The sequence below is a fragment of the Corynebacterium kalidii genome (assembly GCF_022869005.1).
Taxonomy (GTDB): domain Bacteria; phylum Actinomycetota; class Actinomycetes; order Mycobacteriales; family Mycobacteriaceae; genus Corynebacterium; species Corynebacterium kalidii.
Window position 1 is genome coordinate 81,336 of the sequence record NZ_JALIEA010000008.1, and the last position, 24,078, is coordinate 105,413.

Annotated in this window: 23 protein-coding genes; 9 read left to right on the forward strand and 14 right to left on the reverse strand. The window is 69.3% G+C overall.

Features of this window, described 5'->3' with window-relative positions:
• Positions 1-14: 14 nt before the first annotated feature.
• Both MUN33_RS01950 and MUN33_RS01955 read left to right on the forward strand, forming a co-directional pair.
• Entirely contained in the window at positions 15-1,271 is a 1,257-nt protein-coding gene (locus MUN33_RS01950) for a glycosyltransferase 87 family protein (RefSeq protein ID WP_244803230.1), read from the forward strand.
• A 74-nt stretch (positions 1,272-1,345) separates the two neighbouring features.
• The gene (locus MUN33_RS01955; RefSeq protein WP_244803231.1) at positions 1,346-2,389 is read left to right on the forward strand and encodes a GmrSD restriction endonuclease domain-containing protein; all 1,044 of its coding nucleotides are present in this window, start codon (positions 1,346-1,348) and stop codon (positions 2,387-2,389) included.
• A gap of 38 nt (positions 2,390-2,427) precedes the next feature.
• Here the strand turns inward: MUN33_RS01955 and MUN33_RS01960 are convergent, their stop codons facing one another.
• Positions 2,428-3,231 (reverse strand): CPBP family intramembrane glutamic endopeptidase, encoded by an 804-nt coding sequence (locus MUN33_RS01960; protein WP_244803232.1) that lies wholly within the window; start codon positions 3,229-3,231, stop codon positions 2,428-2,430.
• Positions 3,232-3,454: 223 nt separating this feature from the next.
• Here MUN33_RS01960 and MUN33_RS01965 point away from each other — a divergent pair, with 223 nt between their 5' ends.
• Positions 3,455-4,828 (forward strand): dicarboxylate/amino acid:cation symporter, encoded by a 1,374-nt coding sequence (locus MUN33_RS01965; RefSeq protein WP_244803233.1) that lies wholly within the window; start codon positions 3,455-3,457, stop codon positions 4,826-4,828.
• Between the two features lie 14 nt (positions 4,829-4,842).
• Here MUN33_RS01965 and MUN33_RS01970 read toward each other — a convergent pair whose 3' ends face one another.
• The 7 genes from MUN33_RS01970 to MUN33_RS02000 all read right to left on the reverse strand — a co-directional run bounded on the left by MUN33_RS01970 (position 4,843) and on the right by MUN33_RS02000 (position 11,099).
• A complete protein-coding gene (locus MUN33_RS01970; RefSeq protein ID WP_244803234.1) occupies positions 4,843-5,934 on the reverse strand; it encodes a Fic family protein in 1,092 nt (363 codons plus the stop codon).
• 114 nt (positions 5,935-6,048) lie between these two features.
• A complete protein-coding gene (locus MUN33_RS01975; RefSeq protein WP_244803235.1) occupies positions 6,049-7,557 on the reverse strand; it encodes a carboxylesterase family protein in 1,509 nt (502 codons plus the stop codon).
• A 34-nt stretch (positions 7,558-7,591) separates the two neighbouring features.
• Positions 7,592-8,869: an NAD(P)/FAD-dependent oxidoreductase gene (locus MUN33_RS01980; RefSeq protein ID WP_244803236.1), complete on the reverse strand. Its 1,278-nt coding sequence runs from the start codon at positions 8,867-8,869 to the stop codon at positions 7,592-7,594.
• A gap of 65 nt (positions 8,870-8,934) precedes the next feature.
• On the reverse strand, positions 8,935-9,117 hold the full coding sequence (locus MUN33_RS01985; protein WP_244803277.1) for a rubredoxin: 183 nt from the start codon (positions 9,115-9,117) through the stop codon (positions 8,935-8,937).
• A 51-nt stretch (positions 9,118-9,168) separates the two neighbouring features.
• Complete coding sequence (locus MUN33_RS01990; RefSeq protein WP_244803237.1) at positions 9,169-9,336, reverse strand: rubredoxin; 168 nt, start codon at positions 9,334-9,336, stop codon at positions 9,169-9,171.
• 110 nt (positions 9,337-9,446) lie between these two features.
• Positions 9,447-9,833, reverse strand: a complete 387-nt coding sequence (locus MUN33_RS01995; protein ID WP_244803238.1) for a hypothetical protein — start codon at positions 9,831-9,833, stop codon at positions 9,447-9,449.
• A 3-nt stretch (positions 9,834-9,836) separates the two neighbouring features.
• On the reverse strand, positions 9,837-11,099 hold the full coding sequence (locus MUN33_RS02000) for an alkane 1-monooxygenase (protein ID WP_244803239.1): 1,263 nt from the start codon (positions 11,097-11,099) through the stop codon (positions 9,837-9,839).
• A 327-nt stretch (positions 11,100-11,426) separates the two neighbouring features.
• On the opposite strand from MUN33_RS02000, the gene MUN33_RS02005 reads away from it, so the two are divergent.
• From MUN33_RS02005 to lepB, 4 genes are read left to right on the forward strand one after another with little or no spacing between them, the layout of a single operon-like run.
• The gene (locus MUN33_RS02005; RefSeq protein WP_244803240.1) at positions 11,427-12,962 is read left to right on the forward strand and encodes a hypothetical protein; all 1,536 of its coding nucleotides are present in this window, start codon (positions 11,427-11,429) and stop codon (positions 12,960-12,962) included.
• Positions 12,848-13,501 carry a hypothetical protein gene (locus MUN33_RS02010; RefSeq protein ID WP_244803241.1) on the forward strand — a complete coding sequence of 218 codons (654 nt, stop codon included), beginning with the start codon at positions 12,848-12,850 and terminating at the stop codon, positions 13,499-13,501. Before MUN33_RS02005 ends, MUN33_RS02010 begins: the two co-directional genes overlap by 115 nt.
• A gap of 11 nt (positions 13,502-13,512) precedes the next feature.
• Positions 13,513-14,292: an ABC transporter ATP-binding protein gene (locus tag MUN33_RS02015; RefSeq protein ID WP_244803242.1), complete on the forward strand. Its 780-nt coding sequence runs from the start codon at positions 13,513-13,515 to the stop codon at positions 14,290-14,292.
• Between the two features lie 10 nt (positions 14,293-14,302).
• Positions 14,303-15,022 (forward strand): signal peptidase I, encoded by a 720-nt coding sequence (gene lepB, locus MUN33_RS02020; RefSeq protein ID WP_244803243.1) that lies wholly within the window; start codon positions 14,303-14,305, stop codon positions 15,020-15,022.
• On the opposite strand, the gene MUN33_RS02025 is transcribed toward lepB, so the two are convergent.
• The gene (locus MUN33_RS02025) at positions 14,982-15,644 is read right to left on the reverse strand and encodes a phosphatase PAP2 family protein (RefSeq protein ID WP_244803244.1); all 663 of its coding nucleotides are present in this window, start codon (positions 15,642-15,644) and stop codon (positions 14,982-14,984) included. The two genes, lepB and MUN33_RS02025, sit on opposite strands and share 41 nt — an antisense overlap.
• Before the next feature lie 143 nt (positions 15,645-15,787).
• On the opposite strand from MUN33_RS02025, the gene MUN33_RS02030 reads away from it, so the two are divergent.
• Both MUN33_RS02030 and MUN33_RS02035 read left to right on the forward strand, forming a co-directional pair.
• Positions 15,788-17,131, forward strand: coding sequence for a sensor histidine kinase (locus MUN33_RS02030; protein ID WP_244803245.1), 1,344 nt, complete (start codon positions 15,788-15,790; stop codon positions 17,129-17,131).
• Entirely contained in the window at positions 17,128-17,826 is a 699-nt protein-coding gene (locus tag MUN33_RS02035) for a response regulator (protein ID WP_244803246.1), read from the forward strand. Before MUN33_RS02030 ends, MUN33_RS02035 begins: the two co-directional genes overlap by 4 nt.
• A 45-nt stretch (positions 17,827-17,871) precedes the next feature.
• On the opposite strand, the gene MUN33_RS02040 is transcribed toward MUN33_RS02035, so the two are convergent.
• From MUN33_RS02040 to MUN33_RS02060, 5 genes are all read right to left on the reverse strand, one after another.
• Positions 17,872-19,101: a dicarboxylate/amino acid:cation symporter gene (locus tag MUN33_RS02040; RefSeq protein ID WP_244803247.1), complete on the reverse strand. Its 1,230-nt coding sequence runs from the start codon at positions 19,099-19,101 to the stop codon at positions 17,872-17,874.
• An 82-nt stretch (positions 19,102-19,183) separates the two neighbouring features.
• Positions 19,184-20,752, reverse strand: a complete 1,569-nt coding sequence (gene phoA, locus MUN33_RS02045; protein ID WP_244803248.1) for an alkaline phosphatase — start codon at positions 20,750-20,752, stop codon at positions 19,184-19,186.
• 349 nt (positions 20,753-21,101) lie between these two features.
• The gene (locus MUN33_RS02050) at positions 21,102-21,332 is read right to left on the reverse strand and encodes a hypothetical protein (RefSeq protein WP_244803249.1); all 231 of its coding nucleotides are present in this window, start codon (positions 21,330-21,332) and stop codon (positions 21,102-21,104) included.
• 61 nt (positions 21,333-21,393) lie between these two features.
• Positions 21,394-23,301, reverse strand: a complete 1,908-nt coding sequence (locus MUN33_RS02055) for a hypothetical protein (RefSeq protein WP_244803250.1) — start codon at positions 23,299-23,301, stop codon at positions 21,394-21,396.
• A gap of 133 nt (positions 23,302-23,434) precedes the next feature.
• The gene (locus MUN33_RS02060) at positions 23,435-24,043 is read right to left on the reverse strand and encodes a sugar O-acetyltransferase (RefSeq protein ID WP_244803251.1); all 609 of its coding nucleotides are present in this window, start codon (positions 24,041-24,043) and stop codon (positions 23,435-23,437) included.
• Positions 24,044-24,078 lie beyond the last annotated feature (35 nt).

Here is a 24,078-nt window from a genome sequence, read left to right on the forward strand (position 1 = left end):
GAGAGAGTAGCCCCATGACACGTGCCACCCTGTCACGTCCCGCCAGCCCCGGTGACTCCGCGGAGCTGCCGCGTCGGGCGCCACAGGGCACCGTCGGGCGGTGGGCCGCCGGGGCGGCCGTGGTGCTGGGCCTGGTCCTGCTGTGCTGGCAGCTGGTGGGGATCGTCGGCCATGTCGCCGGGAACTACCTCCTCGACGTCGGTGTCTTCCGCGACGCCGGTCGGGCGATCGTCGAGGGCGGTGGCCTCTACGGCGACGACTTCGACTCCCGCAGCGGTTTCGCCTTCATCTACCCGCCCCTGGCCGCGGCCCTGTTCGTCCCGCTGACCTGGTTCGACGAGAGCGTGATGGAGACCCTGTGGACGGTCACGTCCCTGCTGGCTGCCTGGGGCGTGCTGGCGATGGTCGCCGACCGGCTCCGTCTGGCCCGGGCCCCGTGGGTGGCGGTGGCGTTGCTGGGCTTCGCGCTGTGCCTTGAACCGGTGCAGACCCACCTGATGTACGGGCAGATTAACGTCTTCCTGATCCTGCTCGTCACCGCGGACCTGCTGGGCTACACGCCCCGCTGGCTGCGCGGGGCCGGGGTGGGTCTGGCCGCGGGCATCAAGATCACCCCGGCGGCGTACGCCCTGGTGTTCCTGGTGTCGCGACGCTGGGGCGACCTGGCCCGTTCCGCCGGGGCGTTCCTGGTCACGGTGGTGCTGGGGTGGGTGGTGCGCCCGGCGGAGTCCTTGTTCTACTGGACCGACGAGTTCTTCAACGGGGAGCGCGGCGGGGCCCCGGAGTACGAGCCGAACCAGGCGCTGACCGGCCTGATGTCCCGCGCGGGGATGGACGGCGACCTGGCGCAGACGGTCATGGTCCCGGGGCTGCTGGTGATCGCCGTGCTCGCCGGCTGGGGTGCGTACCGGTTGTCCGCGGCGGGACGGCCCGTGTCCACCCTGCTGCTGATGGTGCTGGCGGTGAGCATCTCGGCGCCGGTCGCGGTGACGCACCACTGGACCGGGATCATCGTGGCGGTGGGGCTGCTGGCGTCACTGCTGGTCGGATGGCCCGGCACCGTGGCCGACCGGCTGACCCTGGTGGGCGTCTCGGTGCTGACGCTGGTGAACCTGCTGTTCGACAACAACCTCGGTGACCGCGAGCCGCTCTACACCCGGTTCGAGGGGAACTGGCTGCTGAGCAATCTGCAGGGGCTGGCCGGGATCCTGTGCTTCATCCTGTTGCTGGTGGTCGCGGCCCGCTGCCGGCCGGCCCCGTCGCGGGGGTGACACCTGACTTCCGGTGCCGGCACCCCGCCCTTTAGTATGTGATGAGTAATTGTCACACCAGACTCAGGGGTCACATGAGATTCATCGGGCGACCGGTCGCCGTCGTACTCGCCACCACCGCCGCGCTCGTCCTGTCGTCCTGCGGCAGCGCCGGGGACACCGGGGACAACGGGACCGCTGCGGCTGCCACGACCGCCACGACCGTCGGTTCGACGGCCTCGCCCACGCTGCCGTCCGCCGCGCCGGAGACCACCGGTGCGGACGGGGCGGGGGACGCCGAGGCCGCGTCAGGGCACGGGGACCCCGCGGTCCGCGACGCCATGGACATGCTCGGCACGCTCGCCGTCAAGGGGCGCGCCCCGAAGACCGGGTACAGCCGCGACGAATTCGGCCAGCGGTGGAAGGACACCGACCGTAACGGCTGTGACCAGCGCAATGACGTGCTTGCCCGGGACATGACCGACGTCCGCCGCGAGGGGTCCTGCAAGGTACTGGCCGGGACCCTGGCCGACCCCTACACCGCCACGACCATCGACTTCGTGCGCGGGCCGGACACCAGCACCGCCGTGCACATCGACCATGTCGTCGCACTGTCCGACGCCTGGCAGAAGGGCGCCCAGCAGCTCGCGCCGGAGCGTCGGGAGCAGCTCGCCAACGACCACATGAACCTCCTCGCCGTCGACGGCCCGGCGAACATGCAGAAGAGCGACGGGGACGCCGCCACGTGGCTGCCGGCGAACCGGTCGTTCCGGTGCACCTATGTGGCCACACAGGTGCAGGTCAAGGCGAAGTACGACCTGTGGGTGACCGCCGCGGAACGCGACGCGATCGCCCGCGAGCTGGGCAGGTGCGGGGCGCAGGGGATCGTCCCGGTCGACGAGGCCCCGGCACCCGCCCCGGAGCCGGCGCCTGTACCGGTTCCTGAGCCGGCCCCCGAACCAGCCCCCGAGGCTCCCCGCGCGCCGCAACCGGCGGTGCCCGCCGCGGACCCGGGGGCAGGGGCCTACTACGCGAACTGTTCCGCGGTCCGCGCCGCCGGTGCGGCACCGCTCCTGCGCGGCCAGCCCGGCTACCGCGCGCAGATGGACGGCGACAACGACGGCGTCGCCTGCGAGTGAGGGGTGTCGGGCGGTCGGGCGTCGGCCGTGTCCCGGGCCTACAGGAGCTGCCAGGCTGCCGCGGCGGCGAGGGCACCGACGGCGTTGAGCGCCCAGTGCAGGCCGATCGGCGCGATCACGCTGCCGGTGTGGTGACGCAGCCAGGTCAGCCCCGCGCCGGCGGCTGCGGTGGCCACCACCGCCGCGCCCACGCCCGTCCACTGGGCGGCGGTGCCCGAGCCCAGGAACGCGGTCAGGCCGGCGTTGCTCGCCGTCAGGTTCAGTGAACTGGCGATGTGCCACAGCCCGAACAGCAGGGAACTGGCGATGAACACCAGCTTCGTTCCGCCCATGCGGGCGAGGGTGCCGTGCAGCACGCCGCGGAAGGCGAGTTCCTCCGGCAGGACGGTCTGCAGGGGGATGATCACCAGGGCAGCGATGAGCGCTGTCCGCAGGTTCGCGTAGGACTCGTTGAAGAAGAACTCCCTGGTGAACGGCAGGGCGACGGCGATGCCCACGCCCACGACGACCAGGGCGGCGGCCCCCAGGCCGTAGAGCAGGCCCCGGCCGTGCGTGTGGCGGGCCAGTCCGAGGTCGCGCCAGGTCATGCCGTTGGCGCGGGCGATGGCCAGGAGGATGGCGACACCGACCGGTACGGTGGCCGCCACCGCCGCGAGTTGGGAGAAGTGGGCGGTGACGTTGATGACCGCCAGTGCGGTGACCACCGCGACGACGTTGGCGACGTCGCGCGTGCGGATACGGCGGGACGGGGCACCTGCCGCGGCGACCGTCGTGGCGGTGGCGGCGGCACGACGCCGGGCGAACAGGGCAGACGGGGTGAAACGTGTGGTGGTCAGGCTCATTGCCGTCCAACGTTATACCGGCGGCGAGCGCCACCGCGAGCCCTCGGCGGTCCCGGATGCCGATCGACATGGACTCCTGACCTGCCTGACAGTTAACCTCCAGGAAAGGACGGGCCCCGGGAATGGATTCCCGGCCCCGTGGCGTTACAGTATGGACGCAACAGACAGATGAGTCTGTTCGTCCCGCCCACAGGCGGGGACACGGACAGGGACAGGAACACACATGTCGACAACACAGGACCACCGGACCAGCCGCATCCCCGGCTGGCTCACCGGCTTCGGCGCACAGGTCATCGCCGGTCTCGTCATCGGGCTGATCCTCGGATTCATTGCCCGCGCCCAGGGCGCGGACCTCCCGGACGACGAGCAGAGTTGGCTGGGCACACTCCTCGACGAGGTGGGCTCCACCTACGTCACGCTGCTGAAGTTGATGATCCCGCCGCTGATCATCGCCGCGGTGATCACCTCCGTGGCGAACCTGCGCAAGGTCGCCAACGCCGCACGGCTGGCCGCCAGCACCCTGATCTGGTTCGCGATCACCGCGTTCTTCTCCGTCCTCGTCGGCATCGGCGTCGGCCTGGTCATGCGCCCCGGGGAAGGAACGTCGGTGGACGCCTCCAGCGCCGCCGAACCGTCCAGCTCCGGGTCCTGGCTCGGCTTCCTCGAGTCCATCGTCCCGGACAACATCCTGGGTCTCGCCGCCTCGGCGAACTCCGACGGTGACATCGGCCTGAGCTTCAACGTGCTGCAGCTGCTGGTGATCTCCATCGTGCTCGGTGTGGCGGCGGTGAAGGCCGGCAAGTCCGCCGAGCCGTTCCTGGCCGTCACCGAGTCCCTGCTCACCGTCGTGCAGAAGGTGCTGTGGTGGATCATCCGGCTGGCGCCGATCGGCACCGGTGCCCTCATCGGCCACGCCGTCGCCGACTACGGCTGGGACGCCCTGGGCTCGTTGGGCAAGTTCGTGCTCGCCATCTACGTGGGCCTGGCGATCGTCATGCTCGTCATCTACCCGGCGGTGCTCGCGTTCAACGGCCTGCCCGTCCTCGGGTTCTACCGTCGCGTGTGGCCGGTGACGTCCCTGGGCTTCATCACCCGCTCGTCGATGGGAGTGATGCCGGTGACCCAGCGGGTCACGGAACGCTCCATGGGCGTGCCCACCGAGTACGCGTCCTTCGCCGTGCCGCTGGGGGCGACGACGAAGATGGACGGTTGCGCCGCGGTGTACCCGGCGATCGCCGCCCTGTTCGTCGCCCAGTTCTACGGCATCGACCTCGGGGCCACCGACTACCTGCTGATCATCTTCGTCTCCGTGATCGGGTCGGCCGCCACGGCCGGCACCACCGGCGCCACGGTGATGCTCACCCTGACGCTGTCGACCCTGGGCCTGCCGCTGGCCGGTGTCGGGCTGCTGCTGGCCATCGAGCCGATCATCGACATGGGCCGCACCGCGGTGAACGTGACCGGCCAGTCGCTGGCGGCCACGGTCGTGGCCAAGCGTGCCGGTATCTGGGATCGCGGGATCTGGGACACCGCCGAGGAGTCCGGTTTCGAAGGTGCGGCAGGGGAAGACAGCCACCGCGCCCACGCCCGCCTCTGAGCCCGGTCGCCCGGTCACATTCGGGTGAGGATGTCGAGGGCACCGCGGTTGATGAACAGTTTCTGACGCCCGTCCGCCTGGGCCTGTTCCAGGATTCCTTTGTCGACAAGCTGCGTCAACCAGTGGGAAGCGGTCTGTCTTCTGGCGAGTCCATGGGCCTCGATGTCCCGGATCCGGATATAGGGGAGCGTGAACAGGAGTTCGGCCAGCTCCTTGGCGGGCGCGATAGAACACTCTTCACGGAGACGGGTCGACATACTCTCCTCCATCGCGCGGAGATCGTTAATGAGATCAGACGATTCGCGGGCTGCCTCTTCGACAGCCTGGAGCATGAACAGGATCCACTCCTCCCAGGAACCCTGGGAAGTCACGGCGAGGAGACGGTCGTAATACTCTTCTTTCCGCCGGACGATAATTCCGGACAGGTACAGCACCGGAAGCTCGAGGATACCCTCCTGGATGAGCAGGAGTATGTTGAGGATGCGTCCCGTCCTGCCGTTGCCGTCGTGGAACGGGTGGATTGCCTCGAACTGGTAGTGGAGCACGGCCATGAGCACGAGAGGGTCCAGGTCATGGTCGGTGTATATGAATCGCTCCCATGACGAGAGGTGCCGTTGGATCGTCTCCGCGCCTGAGGGGGGAGTATACGTCCGGGTGTTGGACCGGCGGTCGCCGATATAGGTGCCAGGGGTCGATCTGATGGAGACAGGTGCGTTCTGCAGTGCACTGCAGACGTCGATGGCAGTGCGGACACTCAGAGGGCGCTCGGTAAGGCTCCGGTTGCCGAGATGTAGTGCCTCGTTGTATCGCAGTGTTTCCTTTGCTTCGGCGGTGGGAGCGGTGTCGATACCTTGACTTGCGCGGAACAGCTCATCGTTCGTGGTGACGATGTTCTCTATCTCGGTCGAAGCCTTCGCCTCGCGTAACGGGATTGTCGAGGTGATGATGGTCGGGTTGGGAATCAACCTGCACGCCGTGTTCAAGGTGGCGAGCTGTTCCCTGGCACGTATGGCCGCCTTGAGCACACGCCGAGTCTCGATCTCTCCGTGTGGGGGGAGAGGGGGAAGGTCGTCGAACGGTACCATCGGGTCGAAGGAGGGGGACATGTCCACACAGTAGACATGTTCTCGGCGATATGGTGAAAATGTCCGGAAAAGTGGACATATTCCCCATGGTGACAGCCACCGCGCCCACGCCCGCCTCTGAGCCCGGTCGCCCGGTTACCCCGTCAACCGCACCTGTGACCAGGCCTCGCGCAGTTCAGGGACGGGGTCGGCGACGGTCTGCTCCCCGGCGTCGAAGATCTGCGTGGCGAACCCGTCCCGGTAGGGGGCCCAGCCGGGGTCGCCGCGGTGGATGAACTCCCGCCACCGCCGTTGCATCACCGCCGTCGTCGCCGCCATGCGGTCGCGCCCGCCCAGGGCCAGCGCCCCGGGGCCCCGTCCGGCGTCGTAGCGTCCGAAGAGTATCGGCAGGTCCAGGGCGTGGGTCGCGCCGATCCCCGAGATGTCGAGGGACGGGGTCGTCAGGTCCAGCCGGTACATCCAGGCCCGCCCCGAGGGGTGCTGTCCGGCCAGCCGCATCGACGGGGCGGCGAACAGGGTGTCGCCGATGAAGCGGCCGGCGTCACCCCGTCGGCGTCCGTCGGAGTAGAACGTCGACAGGACGCCCGGGGCCCGGTCCGCGTCGACGAGGGAGGCGAACCCACGGGTCTGGTCCCGCAGCGTGCGGCGGGACACCCGGTTCCAGCGCATCAGCACGTACTCGTCGAGGTTGGTGCCCACCAGCAGCGGGACGTCCAGCTGGGCCCCCGGTTCGAGAGGGTGACGCGGCAGCAGGTCGTCGAGGACCGGGGCGAAGGCACCGGCGATGCCCACGGTCCCCCAGGACACGGCGTTGAGTTTCTCGGTCAACCACGCCAGGTCGCGGTGGTCGGCGGTCAGCGGGTCCGCGTCGGTACGGTCCCGGAGCAGCTCGAGTGCCGTGCCGGCCAGGTCCCGGGCCTGGGCGGGGGAGTGGACCATCGCCGCGGCGGGCGACTGGGCGATGAAACCCGCGACCAGGCCGTCCATCCGCGGTGACGCGCTCAGCGCGGTCACCATCGCCCCGCCGCTGGACTCGCCCATCACGGTGATGCGCGAGGGGTCGCCGCCGAAGGAGCGCGCATTGGCGTGCACCCACTCGACGGCGGTGACGATGTCCGACAACCCGGTGTTGGTCTCGTACGTGGCGGTGTCGAGGGAGTCCGCGTGCCCCAGGGCGAGTTGGCCGAGGACGCCGACCCGGTAGTTCACGGCGACGTAGACGGCGTCGGTGGCGGCGGCGAAGTACTCGCCGGAGAGCAGGGGCTCACGGGCCGAGCCGTGGATGTTGGATCCGCCGTGGAGGTACACCACGACGGGACGGTGGGCCTCCCGGTCGATGGTCCCGGTGGTGCCGGGACGCGTCCCGCTGCGGGGGACGACGACGTTGAGCCAGAGGCAGTTCTCGGAGCCGACCCACCCGTGACGGCCGTCGCGCCACTGGCTGCAGTAGTCACCGGGACGGTCGGCGACGAGGGTGCCGTCCCAGGGGGTCTTCGGCACCGCACGGCGGAAGCGCAGTGGTCCGACGGGGGGTTCGGCGTAGGGGACACCACGAAAGGCCACGCCGTGGTTCACGGCGTGGCCTCTGAGGGATCCGGTGGTGGTGTCCACGGTCCACCGGTCGGCGACGGTCGTCTGGCTCATGTGCGGTCCCGGGTGCATGGGACCAGCCTATCCGTCAGTTCGTGGAGGGGATGAGGGCCCCGTCGGTGAAGAACTCGTTCTCCACCTCGCCCATGGTCATCCCGAGTGCGTTCTTCGCCTTGCGGACGACGGGACTGCGTCCTGCGGTGGTGACGCCGGAGACCACGGACTCGCCACCGGCGCGGGACTCCAGGCTGAAGACCACCAGCTCGTCCTCCTCGCTGACCAGCACGAGTTCATGGTCGGACGGGTTGCTCGACGGGCCGGGCTGGCCGCTCTGCACCGGGCGCCCGGTCGCGCCGACCAGGTTCAGCATGACGCCGTACTGTCGGGACCAGCCCTTCGGCGGGCTGAGCAGGAACCGGTCGGTCTCCTGCCCGGCGATCGACAGTCCGACGATGCCGCCGAGCAGCCGGGCGGAGCCTTCGTCCTCCGGCAGGGTGACCGTGCCGTCCTCAGCGTGGATCTCGACGCAGTCCCCGGCGGCCCACACCCCGGGGACGGACGTGCGGCCGAACTCGTCGACGACGATGCCGCGTCCGACCTCCAGCCCGGCGGCGCGGGCGAGGGAGACGTCACGGTCGAGACCGACGGAGACGACCATGACGGCGGGGTCGAGTTCGGCGACGGCATCGTTGATCTCGGCGTCGGACAGGCCGCAGCGGATGTCGATGCCGTGTGCGGTGTGCTTGGACCGCAGCCAGGTCGCCGCGGCAGCCGGCATGATGCGACGGCAGATGTCGTCCTGCGCCTCCAGCACGGTGACCGTGGCGTCGGTCAGCGCCGAGGCGCCGGCGGCGGCCTCGAGGCCGAGGATGCCGCCGCCGATGACGACGACGTTGTCCCCGGCACCCAGGGCGGAGAGCGACTCGCGCAACGCGGTCGAGTGCTCCGGCGTGCGGATGTAGTGGGCCTCGCGACCCTCCAGCCACGCGGCGTCGAGGTGGCGGGGTGACGCCCCGGTGGCGAGGACCAGCTGGTCCCACGGGACCTGCTCCCCGTCGACGGTGACGGTCCGGGCCGCCGTGTCGACAGCGGTGACCTCGCTGGACAGGTGCAGCGAGACGTCCACGTTCCCGGAACCGTCGAAGACCGCGCCGGGGAGGGCGACCTCGTCGACGCTCTTGCCGTCGATGAGGATGTCCTTGTTCACGGAGGGGCGACGGTAGGGGTGGTGCGCCTCGCGGGTGAAGATATCCACGCTGGTGGTCCCGACGGTGTCCCCGGCCGCAGCGAGGAAGGCCTTGAGTGCCGAGTGGGCGGCCACACCACCGCCGATGACGACGATGCGCTGGTGGTCGGGTTGGGTCATGTGCTGGTCCTGTCTCTCTTCTGTCGTGCGGGCTCGGGGTGGGTGCCGGGGACGGCTACGTGCGGCTACTTGCGGCTGATCTGGACCATCTCGAAGTCGGCCTTCGCCGCTCCGCAGTCCGGGCACTCCCAGTCGTCGGGGATGTCCTCCCAGCGGGTGCCGGGCGGGAAGCCCTCCGCGGGGTCGCCTTCCGCCTCGTCGTAGATGTACCCGCACTGCAGGCATTCGTAGACTTTGTAGTCGTCCATGGTGAGCTCCTTTCCTGAGCCGGTAGACGGTGCCGCCGTCGCGGTGGTCATCTAGCTGACCTTCTCGAAGTCGACCTTGTCACGGACACCGCAGTCCGGGCAGAACCAGTCCTCGGGAACCTCGGCGTCCCAGTCGAAACCGGGGTTGAATCCTTCGGCGTCGTCGCCTTTCTCGGTGTCGACTCGGTAGTCGCACAGGGGGCATTGGTACACAGACACAGTGGTCACCCGTCCTTTCTCTTCTCTGGTGCAGTCGTTGCAGTCGTCGCGGTCGTTACAGTCGCCGGTGCCGGGGCGGACGGGTCCGCCCCGGCGTCAGGCGTCGTGCGTCAGGCGGTCGGCGCGGGGCCGGCGGCTCCGCCGGCGCCGGCGGCGTAGTCGATCGGCTTGCGGTTCTTCGGGCGCGGTATCACGTGGGTGGAGGGGACCCCGGGACCACGGTAGATCCCGACGACACCCGGGAGCAGGAAGAACAGCGAGATCAGGATGAGCCAGGGGGCCACCGCGTCGACGTAGGCGGTGCCGTAGGCGCCGAAGATGCCCAGTGCCATTGCACCGGCACCGACCAGGCCGGACACGACACACAGCGTGTAGTGCTTCTTCGGGTCCGTCATCTTCTGCGGGGGCGCCATGTTCTCGGGGATGTCGGCGCCGCCGGTGGAGCGCAGCGCCTCGAGGTCGGCGGGCTGCTTGTTCGGTTGGGCTGTCGATGTCATGGGTCAGGACTCCTTCGCGGCGGTCCCGGCGGGAGCCTTCCCGGCCCACTTGGCGCGCAGCTTGGCGGCCTTGCGCGGGTGGAGGTTCGCACGCTCGGTGTCGTAGTTGTAGTACTGCATCAGACGCTTGTCCATGATCGCGAACCACAGCGGTGGGATTGCGGCGGTGGCGATCATCGTCGCGTACCCCTGGGGCAGCTCGGGGGCGTAGACGTCGGACCGCAGGGACTGGTAACGCCGGGTGGGGTTGGCGTGGTGGTCCGAGTGACGCTGCAGCTGGTAGAGGAAGATGTTCGTGGTCAGGTTGTCGGAGTTCCAGGAGTGCTCGGGGGAGCAGCGCTCGTAGCGGCCGTCTTCGAGCTTCTGGCGCAGCAGGCCGTAGTGCTCCAGGTAGTTCACGAACTCCAGCAGTGCGATACCGATGACCGCCTGGATCAGGAGGTAGGGCAGGATGCCGATGCCGAAACCGATCAGCAGGCCGCCCCAGATCAGGACCGTGATCAACCAGGCGTTGAGGACGTCGTTGTCGAGGTTGAACTGGCTCTTGCCGCCACGGGCGAGACGCTTCTTTTCGATGTCCCAGGCGCGGGGGATCTGACGGGGGATGGAACGGAGCAGGTAGGTGTAGACGTTCTCGCCCATACGGGAGCTGACCGGGTCCTCCGGGGTGGCGACCTTCACGTGGTGGCCCTTGTTGTGCTCGACGTAGAAGTGGCCGTAGGCGGGGATGGCGAGCACGATCTTACCGAGCCAGCGCTCGAAGCTGCCCTTCTTGTGGCCGAGCTCGTGGGCGGCGACGATGCCGATACCCGAGGTCATGCCCATGGTCCAGGCGAGGCCGATCTTCTCGTACCACTCGAGGCCACCGTAGGTCCACTGCCAGCAGCACAGGACAAGGCTGGCGAGCATCAGCGGGAAGTACAGGTAGGAGATGATCCGGTAGTACTTGGTCTCCTCCAGCCAGGGTACGAACTCCTCGGGGGCGTTCTCGCCGTCGCGGCCGAGGACCCAGTCGCCGATCGGCACGATGAGGAAGACGGCGATGGGGCCGAGGAACCACGATGCAGAGACGAGGAACTCCGGTGCGCTGATGGCCTTCATCCACTCGACGATGCCCCAGATGATCAGGGGCATGGCACCCGGCACCATGCTGAGGATCCAGGCGTACTTCTTCTTGTCCACCCAGTGTTGTTCCTCGGCGGTGAACTGGTTGTCTGCTGTGACACCACCCTTGGCAGGTGCTGTCTTCTTGTTTGCTGTCGTCATGGCTAGGCGACCTCCGTCTGGCTGGCGTGAAGTGTGTTGTGGAACACACACTATGTAAAGTGTGGTTCACACTACAATATGTATTCGCGGAACACAATGTTTATCGCGAAAAATCTGGATGATGCACTACAGAAGCCTCTGACCAGCGTCTTTTGACCCCTGATCGGGTGGGGGAGCGGGGTTGCGCCCCTAGCAGAAGCGCGGTGACATGATGACATGCGGGGTGTCGCGACGACGCTGCCGCAGGTGGGGCCGGATGCGGCCGGCGCGGGGGCGCCATGTCTCCGCCGCGACGTCGTCCGGAGGTGCCGGGGTAGGGTTCTCCCTATGCCGACATGGTCCGAACTGCGCGAGCTCATCGAACACGGCAACGGCCTGGAGGGGCCACCGGTCCGCGCCACGCTACGGCTGCACGGTGACCCCGGCTGCCTGGACCTGATGGTGCAGGCCGACGAGCCGACGGAGGTCCTCCGTCTCCCCGCCGGCGACTACCGTTTCCTCTGGTCGGACGGGCGACTGTCGGTCACCGGGGCCGACGGCACACCGGTGCTGCTCCGGGACGGTCGGCGGACGCTGGTCCGCGACGGGGACGGCGCGGTCGTCGACGCCACCGGTGGCCGGGTCGACCTGCACTGTGTGGGGTCCCGGCTCATCGAACGACGTCGCTACGTCCCCGAGCGTCGCGGTACGGTCAGCGCCGTCAGCCGGGAGGGGAGGGCGTCCTGGGCGGTCACCGACCACGGCGCGGAGTGCGTCGTGGACGCGGAGACCGGTGTGGTGGTGTCGCTCGCCTCGACGTGGCGTGACGGGCGCAGCACGCGCGCGGAGTTGATCGACGTGGAGTTCCCCGAGTGCATCGGGGAGGAGGAGTTCTCCTGGGCCGGTGAGCCGGCGGGCCGTGTCCGTGCAGCCCGTCCGGCGCAGCCGGTGGACGCGACCCGGGCACGTGCGATCGTCGCCACGGAGCTTGAGCGGGCCGCGGTGCCCCGACCACCTGCCCCACCTGCCGACCACCGGATTCTGCCGGTTGCCGTGGAGTGGTGGGTGTACATGGACATGAACTGTCCGCCGTACGACCTCGGGCGCACCGTGGACATGTTCCTGTGGTTCAGGGAAAGCGGTGACGCCCACGACGTGGGGGACGATCCGGACGACCTGGTCGTCACGGTGGATGCCTACGCCGAGGAGGCGACGGTGGACCGTCCCGTGGGCCTGACCAACGGACGGTGGTCGATCATCCTGCGCGGCGACGGGTGGTCGGCATTGTGGGACGCACCGCGTCCGGTCCTGGGGCGGGTCCGGTTGACGGGCCGATTCCACCAGAGCTCCGACAGACCTGCGGAGACTCCGCTGACCCCGACCAGGGGACGTGTGACCAGGCTGCGGTACCGGACCAGGGACGCGACAGCCGATGTTCCGGCGATCCGTCGCTCCCTCCCGAGGGTGTGGATCCAGGGAGGAGGCCAGTTCGGTGTCGACCCTGTCCTGGTCACCCTGGACCTGGACGGGGCGACACCGCCGGAACCGGCGCAGCTGGAGCGTCCGACAGCGCTGCAGGGGTTCGCCGTCACCGGCGGGGTCGACGCCCCCGTCCTGTGGCGGGGGACCTCCGCCTGCCGGTCGTCTGGCGGACTGACGTGGCCACCGGGGAGTCGACGGCGGTGGCGTTGCCGCTGCGTATCAACGCCGCGCCGATGTACATCGCCCGCGTCCGCGGCAGGGCCGGGGACGGGTGCCGCGTGGACGCGGTGGGCCGCACCTTCCTGGTGGGCGACGACGGCAGCGTCGTCGAGGAGGAACGTCCCGCGGTGCTGGACGGCTTCCCCGGCGCCGTGCCGCACCCGCGCGGCGGATGGGTGGTGAACAGGTACGACATGGAGGAATCCTGGACCCACATGCCCGACGGCGCCATGTACGGCGTCCCCGTGGACCGGGGCACCCAACGACTCGGCCGCCTCGCCGACGACGGGACCGTGGACTGGCGACGGGAGATCCCCGTGGGCCCGTCTGACTCACCCGCCCGGTTGCTCCTCGCCGGCGACACCCTGATGACCTGGCAGGACCAGACGGTCAGCTATCTCGACGACGACCTGCAGGAGACCCGTACCGCACAGGTCGACAGCGCCGACGGGTACCGGGTCCACGACGTCAGCACGGCCGACGGTTGCCTGGTGGTGCGCAGCTCCGACAGGCGGGGACAGAGCGAACTCCGGCGCCTCGACCCCGAGACGCTGGAGGTGCTTTTCCTGGTGGACGCCCACGGGTGGAGCAGTCACCTGCAGGTCGACGACGACCGGACAGCCTGGTCAGCCGACCGGGTCTCGATCCGGCTCCACACCCGTGGCACCGACGGCGAATGGACGTCCAGGGAGATTGCGTCGCGTCATTCCGGCGGGGAGTAGCCTGACCCCGTATGGACGAGCGCAACGCACTGCAGATCACCGACGTCACTGTCCGCCGCGGGGAGAACCACCTCGTCGAGGACGTCAGCCTCACCGTGCCGGCCGGCAGCCACTGGGCGGTCCTGGGGCCGAACGGGGCCGGCAAGTCCACGATCCTCAAGCTCGCCGGCGCACGGCTGTACCCCACCACCGGCAGCGTGCGGGTCCTCGGTGAGCAGGTCGGCCGCACCGACGTCCGTGAACTGCAGAAACGCATCGGCTACGTCGACCCGAAACAACGCCTCGACGACATCCCGGCACGCGAGGCGGTCCTTTCCGGGGTGTCGGCGTCCAACGGTTACGTCCGGCGTTTCGACTACGCCCCGCACCAGGCGCGCGCCACCGCGATGCTGGAGCTGGTGGGCATGGACGACAAGGCCGACCGGCTGTGGAGCCAGATGAGCCAGGGTGAGAAGGCCCGCACACTCATCGCCCGTGCGCTGGTCACGGACCCGGAGCTGCTGCTGCTCGACGAGCCGTCCACCGGGCTGGACCTGCCGGGACGCGAGACGCTGCTGCGGGTGGTCGACGACCTGCGGGCGTCCCACCCGCGGCTGACCACCGTGCTGATCACCCACCACGTCGAGGAGGTGGCCGCCTCCACCACGGACGTCCTGATGGTTCGGGACGGTGGTGTCCAGGTGTCCGGGCCGGTCGGCGACGTGATGACGTCGGAGAACCTCGGGGTCCTCTACGGCATGGACGTGACGCTGCAGCGGGTCGCCGGACGCTGGTTCGCCTTCAGCGGATAGGCTCTCAAGGGTGACTGACTCCAGTGAATCCGCGACAGTGAAGAAGAAGCGCCCGGCCTGGGTGGAGTACCTCGTCACCTTCGTGGTGGCGATACTGCTGCTCGGCCTGTTCAACACCTTCGTCGGACGGTTGTACCAGATCCCGTCGGAGTCGATGGAGCCCACTCTCATCGGCTGTGAGGGCTGCACCGACGACCGCATCTTCGTGGACAAGGTGTCCTACCGCTTCAGTGACGTGGAGCAGGGTGACGTCGTGGTGTTCACCGGGACGGACGCCTGGTCCGAGGACTACGTGTCCACCCGTTCCTCGCAGCCGCTGGTGAAGGGCCTGCAGACCGGGCTGGAGAAGATCGGCATCCTCGCGCCCGATGAATTCACTCTGGTCAAGCGCGTGATCGCGACCGGTGGCCAGACCGTCCAGTGTCAGGCCGGGGACCCGGGCATCATGGTGGACGGGGAGAAGGTCGACGACTCCTTCACCCTGGACCCCAAGGCCTACCCCGTGGACCCGACCACCGGGTCCGACGCCTGCCAGGGCGAGTACTTCGGCCCGGTGACCGTGCCGGACGACAAAGTCTGGCTGATGGGCGACAACCGTACCAACTCGAAGGACTCGCGCTACTACAACCTCGCCGGTGACCCGGAGCAGGGCCTGGTGCCGTTGGACAACATCGTGGGCAAGGTCCAGTTCAAGGTCTGGCCGCTGAGCCGGATCGGTGGCGTGGACTAGGCACGATCCGCTGGACGGTCGCGGTGAGCGCCACCGCGGCCAGGACGGTGACGGCCGTGCCCAGTGCCAGACCGGACAGGACGTCGTGGACGTAGTGGACGCCGGCGGCGACCCGCGCGACAGCGACGACCAGGGCGACGGGGACGACGGCTGCGGCGGACCGGGGGAACGCGACGACGCAGGCCGTCGCGAAGGCGGCGGCCAGGACGGAGTGGTTCGACGGCCAGGACCAGTCCCCGGCCTCCGGGCAGGTCAGGACGGTGGCGACGTGGAGGGTCGCGCACGGGCGTGCCTCCGTCACCACCAGTTTCAGTAGTTCGCTCGTGAGGTACGCGGCGATGACACCGACCCCGGCGGCCACGAGTCTCGCGAGTGCCGTCCGGTCCCGCAGGAACGCCCAGACGGCACCCGCGCCGGCGGCGGCGACGAGGACGAGCAGCCCGCGGGACGCGACGGCGCCCGCGAGTGTGCCCGTCACCGAGTCCGGGGAGTTCACCGAGACCGCGACGAAGAGGTCGTCGCGCGCGGGGTAGGTGAGGGCGGCCAGGAGGGCGAGGACGACGGCGGCGGCTAACAGGGGTACGACGGGTACGACGGGTGTCGTCAGGTTTTTGCTGTTCATGCGGATGACGCTACGGAGCGCGCCACCGCCGCAGATCCACCCTCGGACGGGAGTCGTCTACATCCGGGGTAGTAGATCCCGGGGTGCGGGATCCACCCTCGGGTGGATCCGTGGTGCCGCCCGGATCGTCGATAATGGCGTGCATGCGAAGAAGAGACCGGGGTCCCCTGCTCGTCCAGGTGGCGGCGACGGCGGTCGTCGTGGCGTCGATGGTCTGGCCCCGGCCCGCACTCGGGCTGGTCCTGGCCGCGGCTGCGTGTGCGTTCGTCGTCGGTACACGGCGACGGGCGGTGGCGTGGGGTGCGGCGGCGTTCCTCCTGGGTGCGGCGGGGTCGGTCGTGGTCGGGGTGGCGACGGACCGGCCGTGGCAGGACGGCCTCAGTGCGCTGGTGTTCTCCACGGGGAGCCTCGGTGTGCCGTGGCTGTGTGGCCTGTCCGTCCAGCTGGTGCAGCGGACCCGGCGGCAGGCGGCCGCGCACGCCGCCGAGCTACGCCGGTCGCGACGGGCGGCGGAGCGGCTCGCGTTGGCGGAGAACCTGCATGACGAACTCGGTCATTCGCTCAGCCTCGTGGCGCTCACGCTCGCGCGGCTCGAGGTGGACCCGTCGATGTCGGCGGACACCCGGGCGTCCGTCGGGGCGGCCCGCAGCCGGTTGTCCGAGGCTGTCGCCCGTCTGGGGGAGTCGGTCTCGACCCTCCGGGACGGGAAGGCGGTGCCGCCGCCGAGACCGGCGGAGTTCACGGCCCTGATCCAGGGTGCTCGGGAGGCGGGTGCGGACATCACGCTCCACGGGGTGGAGCAGCTCTCGGCGGTGTCGGGGGACGGACGGTCCCTGCTCAGCAGGGTGCTGCAGGAGGCGCTCACCAACGCTGCGCGTCACGCGCCCGGGGCGCCGGTGGAGGTGGAGGTCTCCGTCGCCGCGTCCGGGACGACGATGGTGGTGCGGAACCGGAACAGTCCCGGTGCCGGGCCCGGGGAGCCGTCGTCGGGGACGGGGCTGGCGAGTCTGTCGGACCACGTCGGCAACGCCGGAGGCTGGCTCGACAGCGGTGTGTCCGGGGACGGGTTCACCGTGGAGGTCTTCCTGCCCGGGTCGGTCGACCCCTCCGCGGGTAACCTCGGTGACGGGCATGGGAGGCCGGTACGGCGTACCGTCGCGGCGATTCTGGCGACCACCGCCGCGGTGGCGCTGGTGGTGCTGGGCGGACTCCAGGTGTTCAGTCAGGGCATGCGGAAGGAGGCGGTGATGGGCGCGGAGGACTTCGCACGGATCCACCCCGGCGACCCTGTGGCGGAGCTGCAGGGGCTGCTCCCCGACCGTGAGTTGAGCCCGCGGCCGACGGCGGCACCGGGCACCGAATGCCGTGACTACGCGGTCACCGCGTCGCTGTTCGACGACGAGGCCGGGGACGCCTACCGGATCTGCGTCAGCACAGACACGGGGACGGTGACGGGCGCGGACGTGGTCAGGGGGGACCGGAGATGACCGGTACCGACGGTACAGCGGGTACAGCCGGTACAGCCGGTACGGTCAGGGTCCTCGTGGCCGACGACGAGCCGCTGGTCCGTGCAGGCGTGTCCGCCGTCCTCGACGCGGACCCGACCGTGGCCGTCGTCGCCGAGGCAGGGGACGGGCGCGCGGCTGTGGACCTCGTCCTCAGCCACCGGCCGGACGTCGCGGTGCTGGACATCCGGATGCCGGGGCTGTCCGGCTTGGAGGTCGTGTCGGAGCTGCGGCGCGCCGGCAGTGACGTCCCCGTCGTGTTCGTCACGACGTTCGGCGAGGACTCCTACGTGTCCGAGGCGACCAGGCTGGGGGCGGCCGGTTTCGTCCTGAAGTCCGGCGACCCACGGGAACTGCAGCTGAGCGTGCACGCGGCGGCGTCGGGCGGCGCGTTCTTCTCCCCGTCGGTGGCGCGGCGGCTCCTTGTCGACGGAGCGAGGGGCAGGCTGGCCGCCGGCGCGGAGGCACGGGAGAAGTACGGGCTCCTCACCGCCCGGGAGCAGGAGGTGCTCGACCTGGTCGGGGAGGGGATGTCCAACAGTGAGATCGCCGGCCGGCTCCACCTCGCGGCGTCGACGGTCAAGGTGCACGTGTCGTCGATCCTGAGGACCACCGGTGCCCGGAACCGGGTGGAGGCCGCACTCATCGCCGTCCGCGCCGGTGGCGGGGACCGGTGAGTGGTCAGACGCCGTCCAGGTGGGTGACGACGACGAGTCGCCGCATCAGGGCTTACTGGTGTTCAGCACACCGTCTGTCTCGATCTCGTCGTCCTTGTCGGAGCGCAGGCGGCCCTTCGACAGCTTGTTGACGACCAGGGCGATGGCGCCGTCCCCGGTGACGTTCGCGGCGGTGCCGAAGGAGTCGATGGCGATGTAGGCGGCGATCATCAGGGCGATCTGGTCGGCGTCGAACCCGAGGTTGCTCTGCAGCACGCCGACGGCGGCCATGATCGCACCACCGGGCACACCCGGGGCGGCGATCATCATGATGCCGAGCAGCAGGATGAAGCCGATGACCTGGCCGGCGCTGACGTCCATGTCGAACATGTGGACCACGGCCAGGGCGAACAGGGCGATCTTCATCATCGACCCGGCCAGGTGGATCGTCGCGCCGAGCGGCACCACGAATCCGGCGACGTTGTCCGGGACGCCGTTCTTCTTCGCGCTGGCCAGGGTCACCGGGATCGTCGCCGCGGAGGAGGACGTACCCAGTGCCGTGGCGTAGGCCGGGAGCATGTTGGCCAGGGCGGTGAAGGGGTTACGGCCGGTGACCGCACCGGCGACGAGGTACTGCACCACGACCAGCAGGACCGTCATCACCACGGCGAGGACGAGGACCTTCGCGAAGGACGAGATGACGTCGATGAGGTTGCCGTTCATGCCCATCGACAGGAAGACGCCGAACACGAAGACCGGCAGCAGGGGGATCACGAAGGTCTTGATGACCTTCATGACCACGCTCTCGAGTTCCCGCGCCGCGGAGTGGAGGGTGTCGGACTTCACAGCGGTCATCGCCAGGCCCACGCAGAACGCGAGGATCAGTGCCGTCATCACCTCGAACGGTGCGGGCATCTCGATGGTGAAGTAGGGGCTCAGGGCGCCTTCGTCGATGTCGACGAGGGTGTCGACCCTCTCGTCACCCAGCAGCCAGTTGTAGCTCAGGGTGGCGACGCCGAAGGCGACGAGGCCGGAGAGGACCGTGGAAGAGTAGGCGATGCCGGCGGTGACGCCGAGCCACTTGCCCGCCCCACGGCCGATGCCGGCGATGGCCGGGGTGATCAGGGAGAAGATAAGGACCGGGATGAACAGGTCCAGGAAGTTGCTGAACAGGCCGTTGAACGTCACGAACACCCGGGCCAGCCATTCCGGGAAGAAGAGGCTGAAGACGATACCGAGGACGATCGCGACGATGATCCGGAACAGCAGGGAACCCGTCAGCTTCTTGAAACTCATGGTGGTGACGATATGCCACCGCACGCCCCCGGGCATAGCGGGGGTGGTGGTTTTGCCCGGTGTACTGCCCGGCTCAGTCAGCTCAGTCGTCGAGGCCGAGTGCCTCGGTGATGGTGAAGTGGAGGTCGGTCTGGTCGGTGAGACCGGAGACGTTGGCGGCGGACGGACCGTAGGCGGCGATGCGCAGCTGGCTACCGGTGTGGCCCTGTGCCTGGGTGTCGACGTCGTCCGAGGTCGCGTAGGTGACGGTCATCTCCGCGCCCTCGCGGGTGACCAGGTTGCGGGACAGGCCCGGGTACACGGTGGCGCGGGCCTCCTCGACGCTGATGCCCTTGTCCTCGGCGATCTTCTTGATGTCGTCCTCGCTGACGCCGGCCACGATCTGGCTGGTGTGGGCGTGGTCGGCGGTGACCACGACGAGCGTCTCGCCGTCCTGCTCGGCGAACTTCAGCGCCTCCTGGACGGCCTCGTCCAGGTCGACGGTCTCACCGATCTGCCCGCAGGGGTTGGCGGCGTGGTTCTCCTTGTCGATGGACGCACCCTCGACCTGCAGGAAGAAGCCGTTCTCCTTGCCGTTGTCGTTGCTGCTCAGCAGGTCGATGGCCTTGGAGGTCATCGAGGCCAGCGTGGGGATGTCGTCGGTGCGCTCGGGGTTGTCGGTGCACTCCTGCGCCGGCTTGAGGTAGCCCTCCTTCTCGGCGGTGTCGCCCTCCCAGCGCACGGGCATGTTGCCGTCCGCGAACAGGCCGAGGACCGGGGCGTCCTGGTTGGCCTCGGTGACGGCGTCGAGCTCCTCGGCGTTGGTCGGCAGCTGGTAGCCGCGCTCCTCGGCCTGCTCCAGCAGGGTCTTGCCCTCCCACTCGCCGGCCTTCGCCTTCTGGGTGAAGCTCTCGGTGCCGCCGCCGAGGGTGACGTCCGCGCGGGACTCGAGGTACTGCTCGGAGATCGAGCCCTTACCGCCCTTGTCGAGGAGGTCGTCGCCGCACTTCTCGGCGTCCTCCGGGCCGTAGCACTTGCGCTGCGCGACGTGCGCGGCCTGGACGGCGGGGGTGGCGTCCTGGATCTCCGCGGTGGAGACGTTGCCGGTGGCCAGGCCGGCGGCCTTGGCCTTCTCGATGAGGTTCTCCTGCGGGTCGCCCTTGACGTCCACGCCGATGGCGCCGTTGTAGGACTTCGTGCCGGTGGCCCACGCGGTGCCGGACGCCGCGCTGTCGGTGACGTAGTTCGGCGTGCCGTCCTCGTTCAGCGAGTAGTGGGTGTACTGGCCGGTGACGGGCAGGGCGTCGATGCCCTTGAAGCTTCCTGCGGCACCTTCGGCGTAGTTGCGGGCGGCGGTGATCTCGGAGTCGCCCATGCCGTCGCCGACGAGCAGGATGACGTTCTTGGCGCCGGTGGCGGAGACGGCGTCGCGGACGTAGTCACCCTGGTCGCCGTCGAGACGACGGGCGCCGCCGTTGGCCGTGATGTCCCCGTCTGCCTCGCGGTGCTGGAGGGACGACGAGCCCCCGTCCGCGTTTCCGCCGGCGGCGTTGTCGTCGGCGTTGCTGTCGCCGCATGCTGCGGCGGTGGCCAGGAGCGCACCTGCGCCGAGGACGGCGACGGCGGTACGGGGCAGGTTGCGGAGGCCGGGGGTCGTGCGGGGGTTCTTCACAGTTCACTCTCTCGGTGTGCAAACGTCAGGTTCAGCCTGTGACGCTACGGCGCGGAGATTAACCGGCGGTGAGGTTGACGGGCCTGTCAGGCGTCCGTGAGATGAACACACCGTGAACCGGCTGAGCTGCCCGGGGCCACGGATGCCGCTGCGGCCGCAGGGATCGAGGGCAGCGAGGTACTGCAGGCAAAGGCGGAGGAGGTGGGGGAATTCGGTGAAGGATGGCGGGGCGCCGCCCTGTCGGCGCCTGGACTGTACGAAAACGAGCATGGAGCCGTCGAATCGACATGATCCGAGGGCCTCATGCTCGTTTCGGTACTCCGTCAGCCGCGATGGCGGGTACGGACGGCTACAGTGCCGTCACCTCTTCGCTGCTGTACCTGGCGACTTTGTCGCGGTTCTCGTCGTCGTTCCGGCAGATCATGCGCCACTCGTAGGCCTCCACCTTGCTGAGGTCACTCTTCTCCGCGCCCTCGACGGTGGGCACGAAGGACGGGATCACGTCGCCGCCGACGACGGCGAGTGCGCCGGCGGCTGCGGTACGGCGGGCATGGCGTGAGAATGGGCGATGAAAGATCATGGTGTGCCCTCCGTGGGACAAGGGGAAGTTCGGGGAAACCGCCCCTGCTTGACTGAGGTCGCTACGGTGCAGGAACCGCCGGGGCCGCCGGGGCCGCGGCGGCCTCAGGACCGCCGCTCCCGTCGGCCCCGCCCAGCAGTTCGCTGAGCCACACGATGTCGTCGACGAGGGTCACGCTGTCCAGCCAGTTGGTCACGATGCGGTCCGGGCGGGAGAGGTCGTCGAGGACGACGGTGCCGAGGCCGAAGGCGTTGTCCCAGGTGACCAGGCTGACCCTGGGGAGTAGGCCGGCGTCCGCGTCGTCGGCGACGGCCTCGATCTCCGGCAGACCGAGGTAGTTCGGACGTTCGTCGCCGTTGACCTCGACGGCGGGGAAGAAGACCACGCGGTGGCCCGACCATTCCACGGTGACGGGTTCGCGGAAGCCGTAGTCGCTGGTCAGCCAGGCGGCGGTGGTGGTGCGGGTGGTCGTCTCCGTGACCGGCTCGCCGGCGTCGTCCAGGACCGCGTCGCCGTTCTCGTCGAGGACGGGGGTCTCGACCTCGTCGGTGTAGCTGTCGGAGGTGAAGCGGACGAAGTCCTTGGCGAACTTCAGGCGGTCGTCCTCGGAGGTGAGGTTGTGCATCATGTCGTCGAGGAACGGGGTGCTCTCGGCGTCGCCGGTGAGCTGCTTGAGCAGGGCGTCGTTGCCGAGGACGAGGGAGGTGACGTCGGTGACGCCGACCTGTGTCTGCCGGTGCTCCCCGGGCTCCGGTTCGCGCAGGTCCCGGTAGGTGTCGATGGTGCCCAGGATGTTCGCGCACGTGCCGAGGCCTTCTGCGGTGGCCCGGGAGTTCAGCCCGAAGCAGCTGACCTCCTTGAGTGCGGGGACGTCGAGGTCGTCGACGGTGTCGATCATGTCCTCGACCTCCTCGCCGGCGAAGTCCACGACGCCGTCTTCGCGGAGGCGGTCGAAGCCGATCGCACGGCCGAACCAGGTCAGGCCGATCTCGTCGGCGTCCATGTTCATCGCGGAGGCGAAGCCGAGCCGGGCGTGGGAGACGGAGCTGCGCTCCTCGTCGGCGGCGGCCAGTGCGATGCCGGGCAGGCCGAAGAGTTCGTGGGACTCGGCCGTGGCCTCGCCTCCGCGCATGGAGGCGGCGACCTGGGTCCCGTCGCCGATGACGGTGGAGGTGCCACGCGGCGCAGGACGGTCCGGGAGGTCGACCGGTGCAGTGTAGTCGTACTTCTGGCCGGTGAGGTACTCGGCGATCGTCAGGGCCTCGGTGCGTGCGGTGAGGTTGGCGTCGTACTCGACCCGGATCTTCTCGTATTCGACGCAGACACCGAAGATCTTCCGGAGGCACTTCCCGTTCTCGGTGCGGTACGCGGCCTTGTACGGCAGCGCGGCGTCCCGCTGGACCTGCGCGTAGGTGCTGTAGGCGCCGAGCCGGCGGGGTTCGATGCTGGGGTAGCCGAGGGCCACGGCGGCCCGGCGGACGGTGGGGCTGAGGCCGTCCTTGTCCAGGGCCACGGCGCTGAGGATCTCGATGAGGTTGCGTTCCCCGAGGCGGAACGTCCCGATCAGGGGGATGGTGATGTCGTCGCCCAGGTCGACGGTCATGTCCTCGGCGGCGGCACCGACCTCGACGCTCTCGGGCAGGACGACGGCGAGCCCGTCGCCGGTGGACTGACTGCAGTCGGCGACCGCGGTGACGGTGGTGTCGGCGGCGTCGGTTGCATCGGCGGGCGGGCCGTCGCCGGACCGGCACAGTTCGACGTAGTCGAGGATCAGCTCGTTCTCGAGCAGGTCACCGATCTGGCCGAGGTCGATGTCGGCCGGGCTGGAGGCGGGGCGTTCGTCGGGGCCGGCGAGGGGTTCCTCCTGCGCGGCGGCGGTGGGGGGCACCGTCATACCGAGGACGACGGCGGTGGCCGCAGCGACGATGCTGCGGAGGGGGTGGCGGAACGTGCGGCGGAAGACAGTCACGGCGTGGGGCTTTCGGTGATGGGGGAGACGTGGCCGGAGAGAAGTTTCGTACAAGTAACATACGCCACTTTGGTCACATCAGTAACATCCGTAACATCGCTGCCCTCGTGGGCGCCCCCGGCCGGAGCCCGGCTCAGAGCTGCCGGATGACCCGCGCCGGCGTCCCTGCCGCCAGGACACTCGACGGCAGGTCGAGTGTCACCACCGACCCGGCGCCGACGACCACGTCGTCCCCGATCGTCACTCCGGCGCACACGGTGACCCCGCCGCCGAACCACACATTGCGGCCCAGGGTGATCGGCGCGCCGTACTCCCACCCGCTGGCGCGCAGGTCATGGTCCTCCAACGGGTGCAGCGGGGTGAGGAACCTCGCCCCCGGACCGATCCGGCAACGGTCGCCGACAGTCACCGGGCAGACGTCCAGGATCGTCGCGTCGACGTTGATGAACACGTCGTCCCCCAGGTGCACATTCGTGCCGTAGTCCACGCGGAGGCCCTCCCACACCTCGGTCCGTGCCCCGACGCTGCCCAGCAGGTCACGGATCATCCGGTTCCGCGACTCCACGTCCGCCGGGTCGGTCTGGGCCAGGTGGAAGCATGCGGACCGGGCCGCGAGTGATGCCGCGGCGATCTGTGGGTCGGTGGCCAGGTAGTAGTCCCCGGCGACCATGCGTTCCCACATGGTGCGGGTGTCGGCGTCGGCGGCGGCGCGGAGACTGTCTGCGGTGGGTGCGTCCGTCATGCGGTCCAGCCTGCCAGACGATCCGGAACCGCAGG

Bases quoted from the DNA above. Each gene is read 5' to 3' on its own strand.
- MUN33_RS01960 (WP_244803232.1), bottom strand. From the start codon at position 3,231: ATGAGCCTGACCACCACACGTTTCACCCCGTCTGCCCTGTTCGCCCGG.
- MUN33_RS02050 (WP_244803249.1), bottom strand. From the start codon at position 21,332: ATGATCTTTCATCGCCCATTCTCACGCCATGCCCGCCGTACCGCAGCC.
- MUN33_RS02060 (WP_244803251.1), bottom strand. From the start codon at position 24,043: ATGACGGACGCACCCACCGCAGACAGTCTCCGCGCCGCCGCCGACGCC.
- MUN33_RS02000 (WP_244803239.1), bottom strand. From the start codon at position 11,099: ATGACGACAGCAAACAAGAAGACAGCACCTGCCAAGGGTGGTGTCACA.
- MUN33_RS01955 (WP_244803231.1), top strand. From the start codon at position 1,346: ATGAGATTCATCGGGCGACCGGTCGCCGTCGTACTCGCCACCACCGCC.
- MUN33_RS02015 (WP_244803242.1), top strand. From the start codon at position 13,513: ATGGACGAGCGCAACGCACTGCAGATCACCGACGTCACTGTCCGCCGC.
- MUN33_RS02005 (WP_244803240.1), top strand. From the start codon at position 11,427: ATGCCGACATGGTCCGAACTGCGCGAGCTCATCGAACACGGCAACGGC.
- MUN33_RS01985 (WP_244803277.1), bottom strand. From the start codon at position 9,117: ATGGACGACTACAAAGTCTACGAATGCCTGCAGTGCGGGTACATCTAC.
- MUN33_RS01975 (WP_244803235.1), bottom strand. From the start codon at position 7,557: ATGAGCCAGACGACCGTCGCCGACCGGTGGACCGTGGACACCACCACC.
- MUN33_RS01950 (WP_244803230.1), top strand. From the start codon at position 15: ATGACACGTGCCACCCTGTCACGTCCCGCCAGCCCCGGTGACTCCGCG.
- MUN33_RS02030 (WP_244803245.1), top strand. From the start codon at position 15,788: ATGCGAAGAAGAGACCGGGGTCCCCTGCTCGTCCAGGTGGCGGCGACG.
- MUN33_RS01995 (WP_244803238.1), bottom strand. From the start codon at position 9,833: ATGACATCGACAGCCCAACCGAACAAGCAGCCCGCCGACCTCGAGGCG.
- MUN33_RS01980 (WP_244803236.1), bottom strand. From the start codon at position 8,869: ATGACCCAACCCGACCACCAGCGCATCGTCGTCATCGGCGGTGGTGTG.
- MUN33_RS02025 (WP_244803244.1), bottom strand. From the start codon at position 15,644: ATGAACAGCAAAAACCTGACGACACCCGTCGTACCCGTCGTACCCCTG.
- MUN33_RS01965 (WP_244803233.1), top strand. From the start codon at position 3,455: ATGTCGACAACACAGGACCACCGGACCAGCCGCATCCCCGGCTGGCTC.
- MUN33_RS01970 (WP_244803234.1), bottom strand. From the start codon at position 5,934: ATGTCCCCCTCCTTCGACCCGATGGTACCGTTCGACGACCTTCCCCCT.
- MUN33_RS02040 (WP_244803247.1), bottom strand. From the start codon at position 19,101: ATGAGTTTCAAGAAGCTGACGGGTTCCCTGCTGTTCCGGATCATCGTC.
- MUN33_RS02035 (WP_244803246.1), top strand. From the start codon at position 17,128: ATGACCGGTACCGACGGTACAGCGGGTACAGCCGGTACAGCCGGTACG.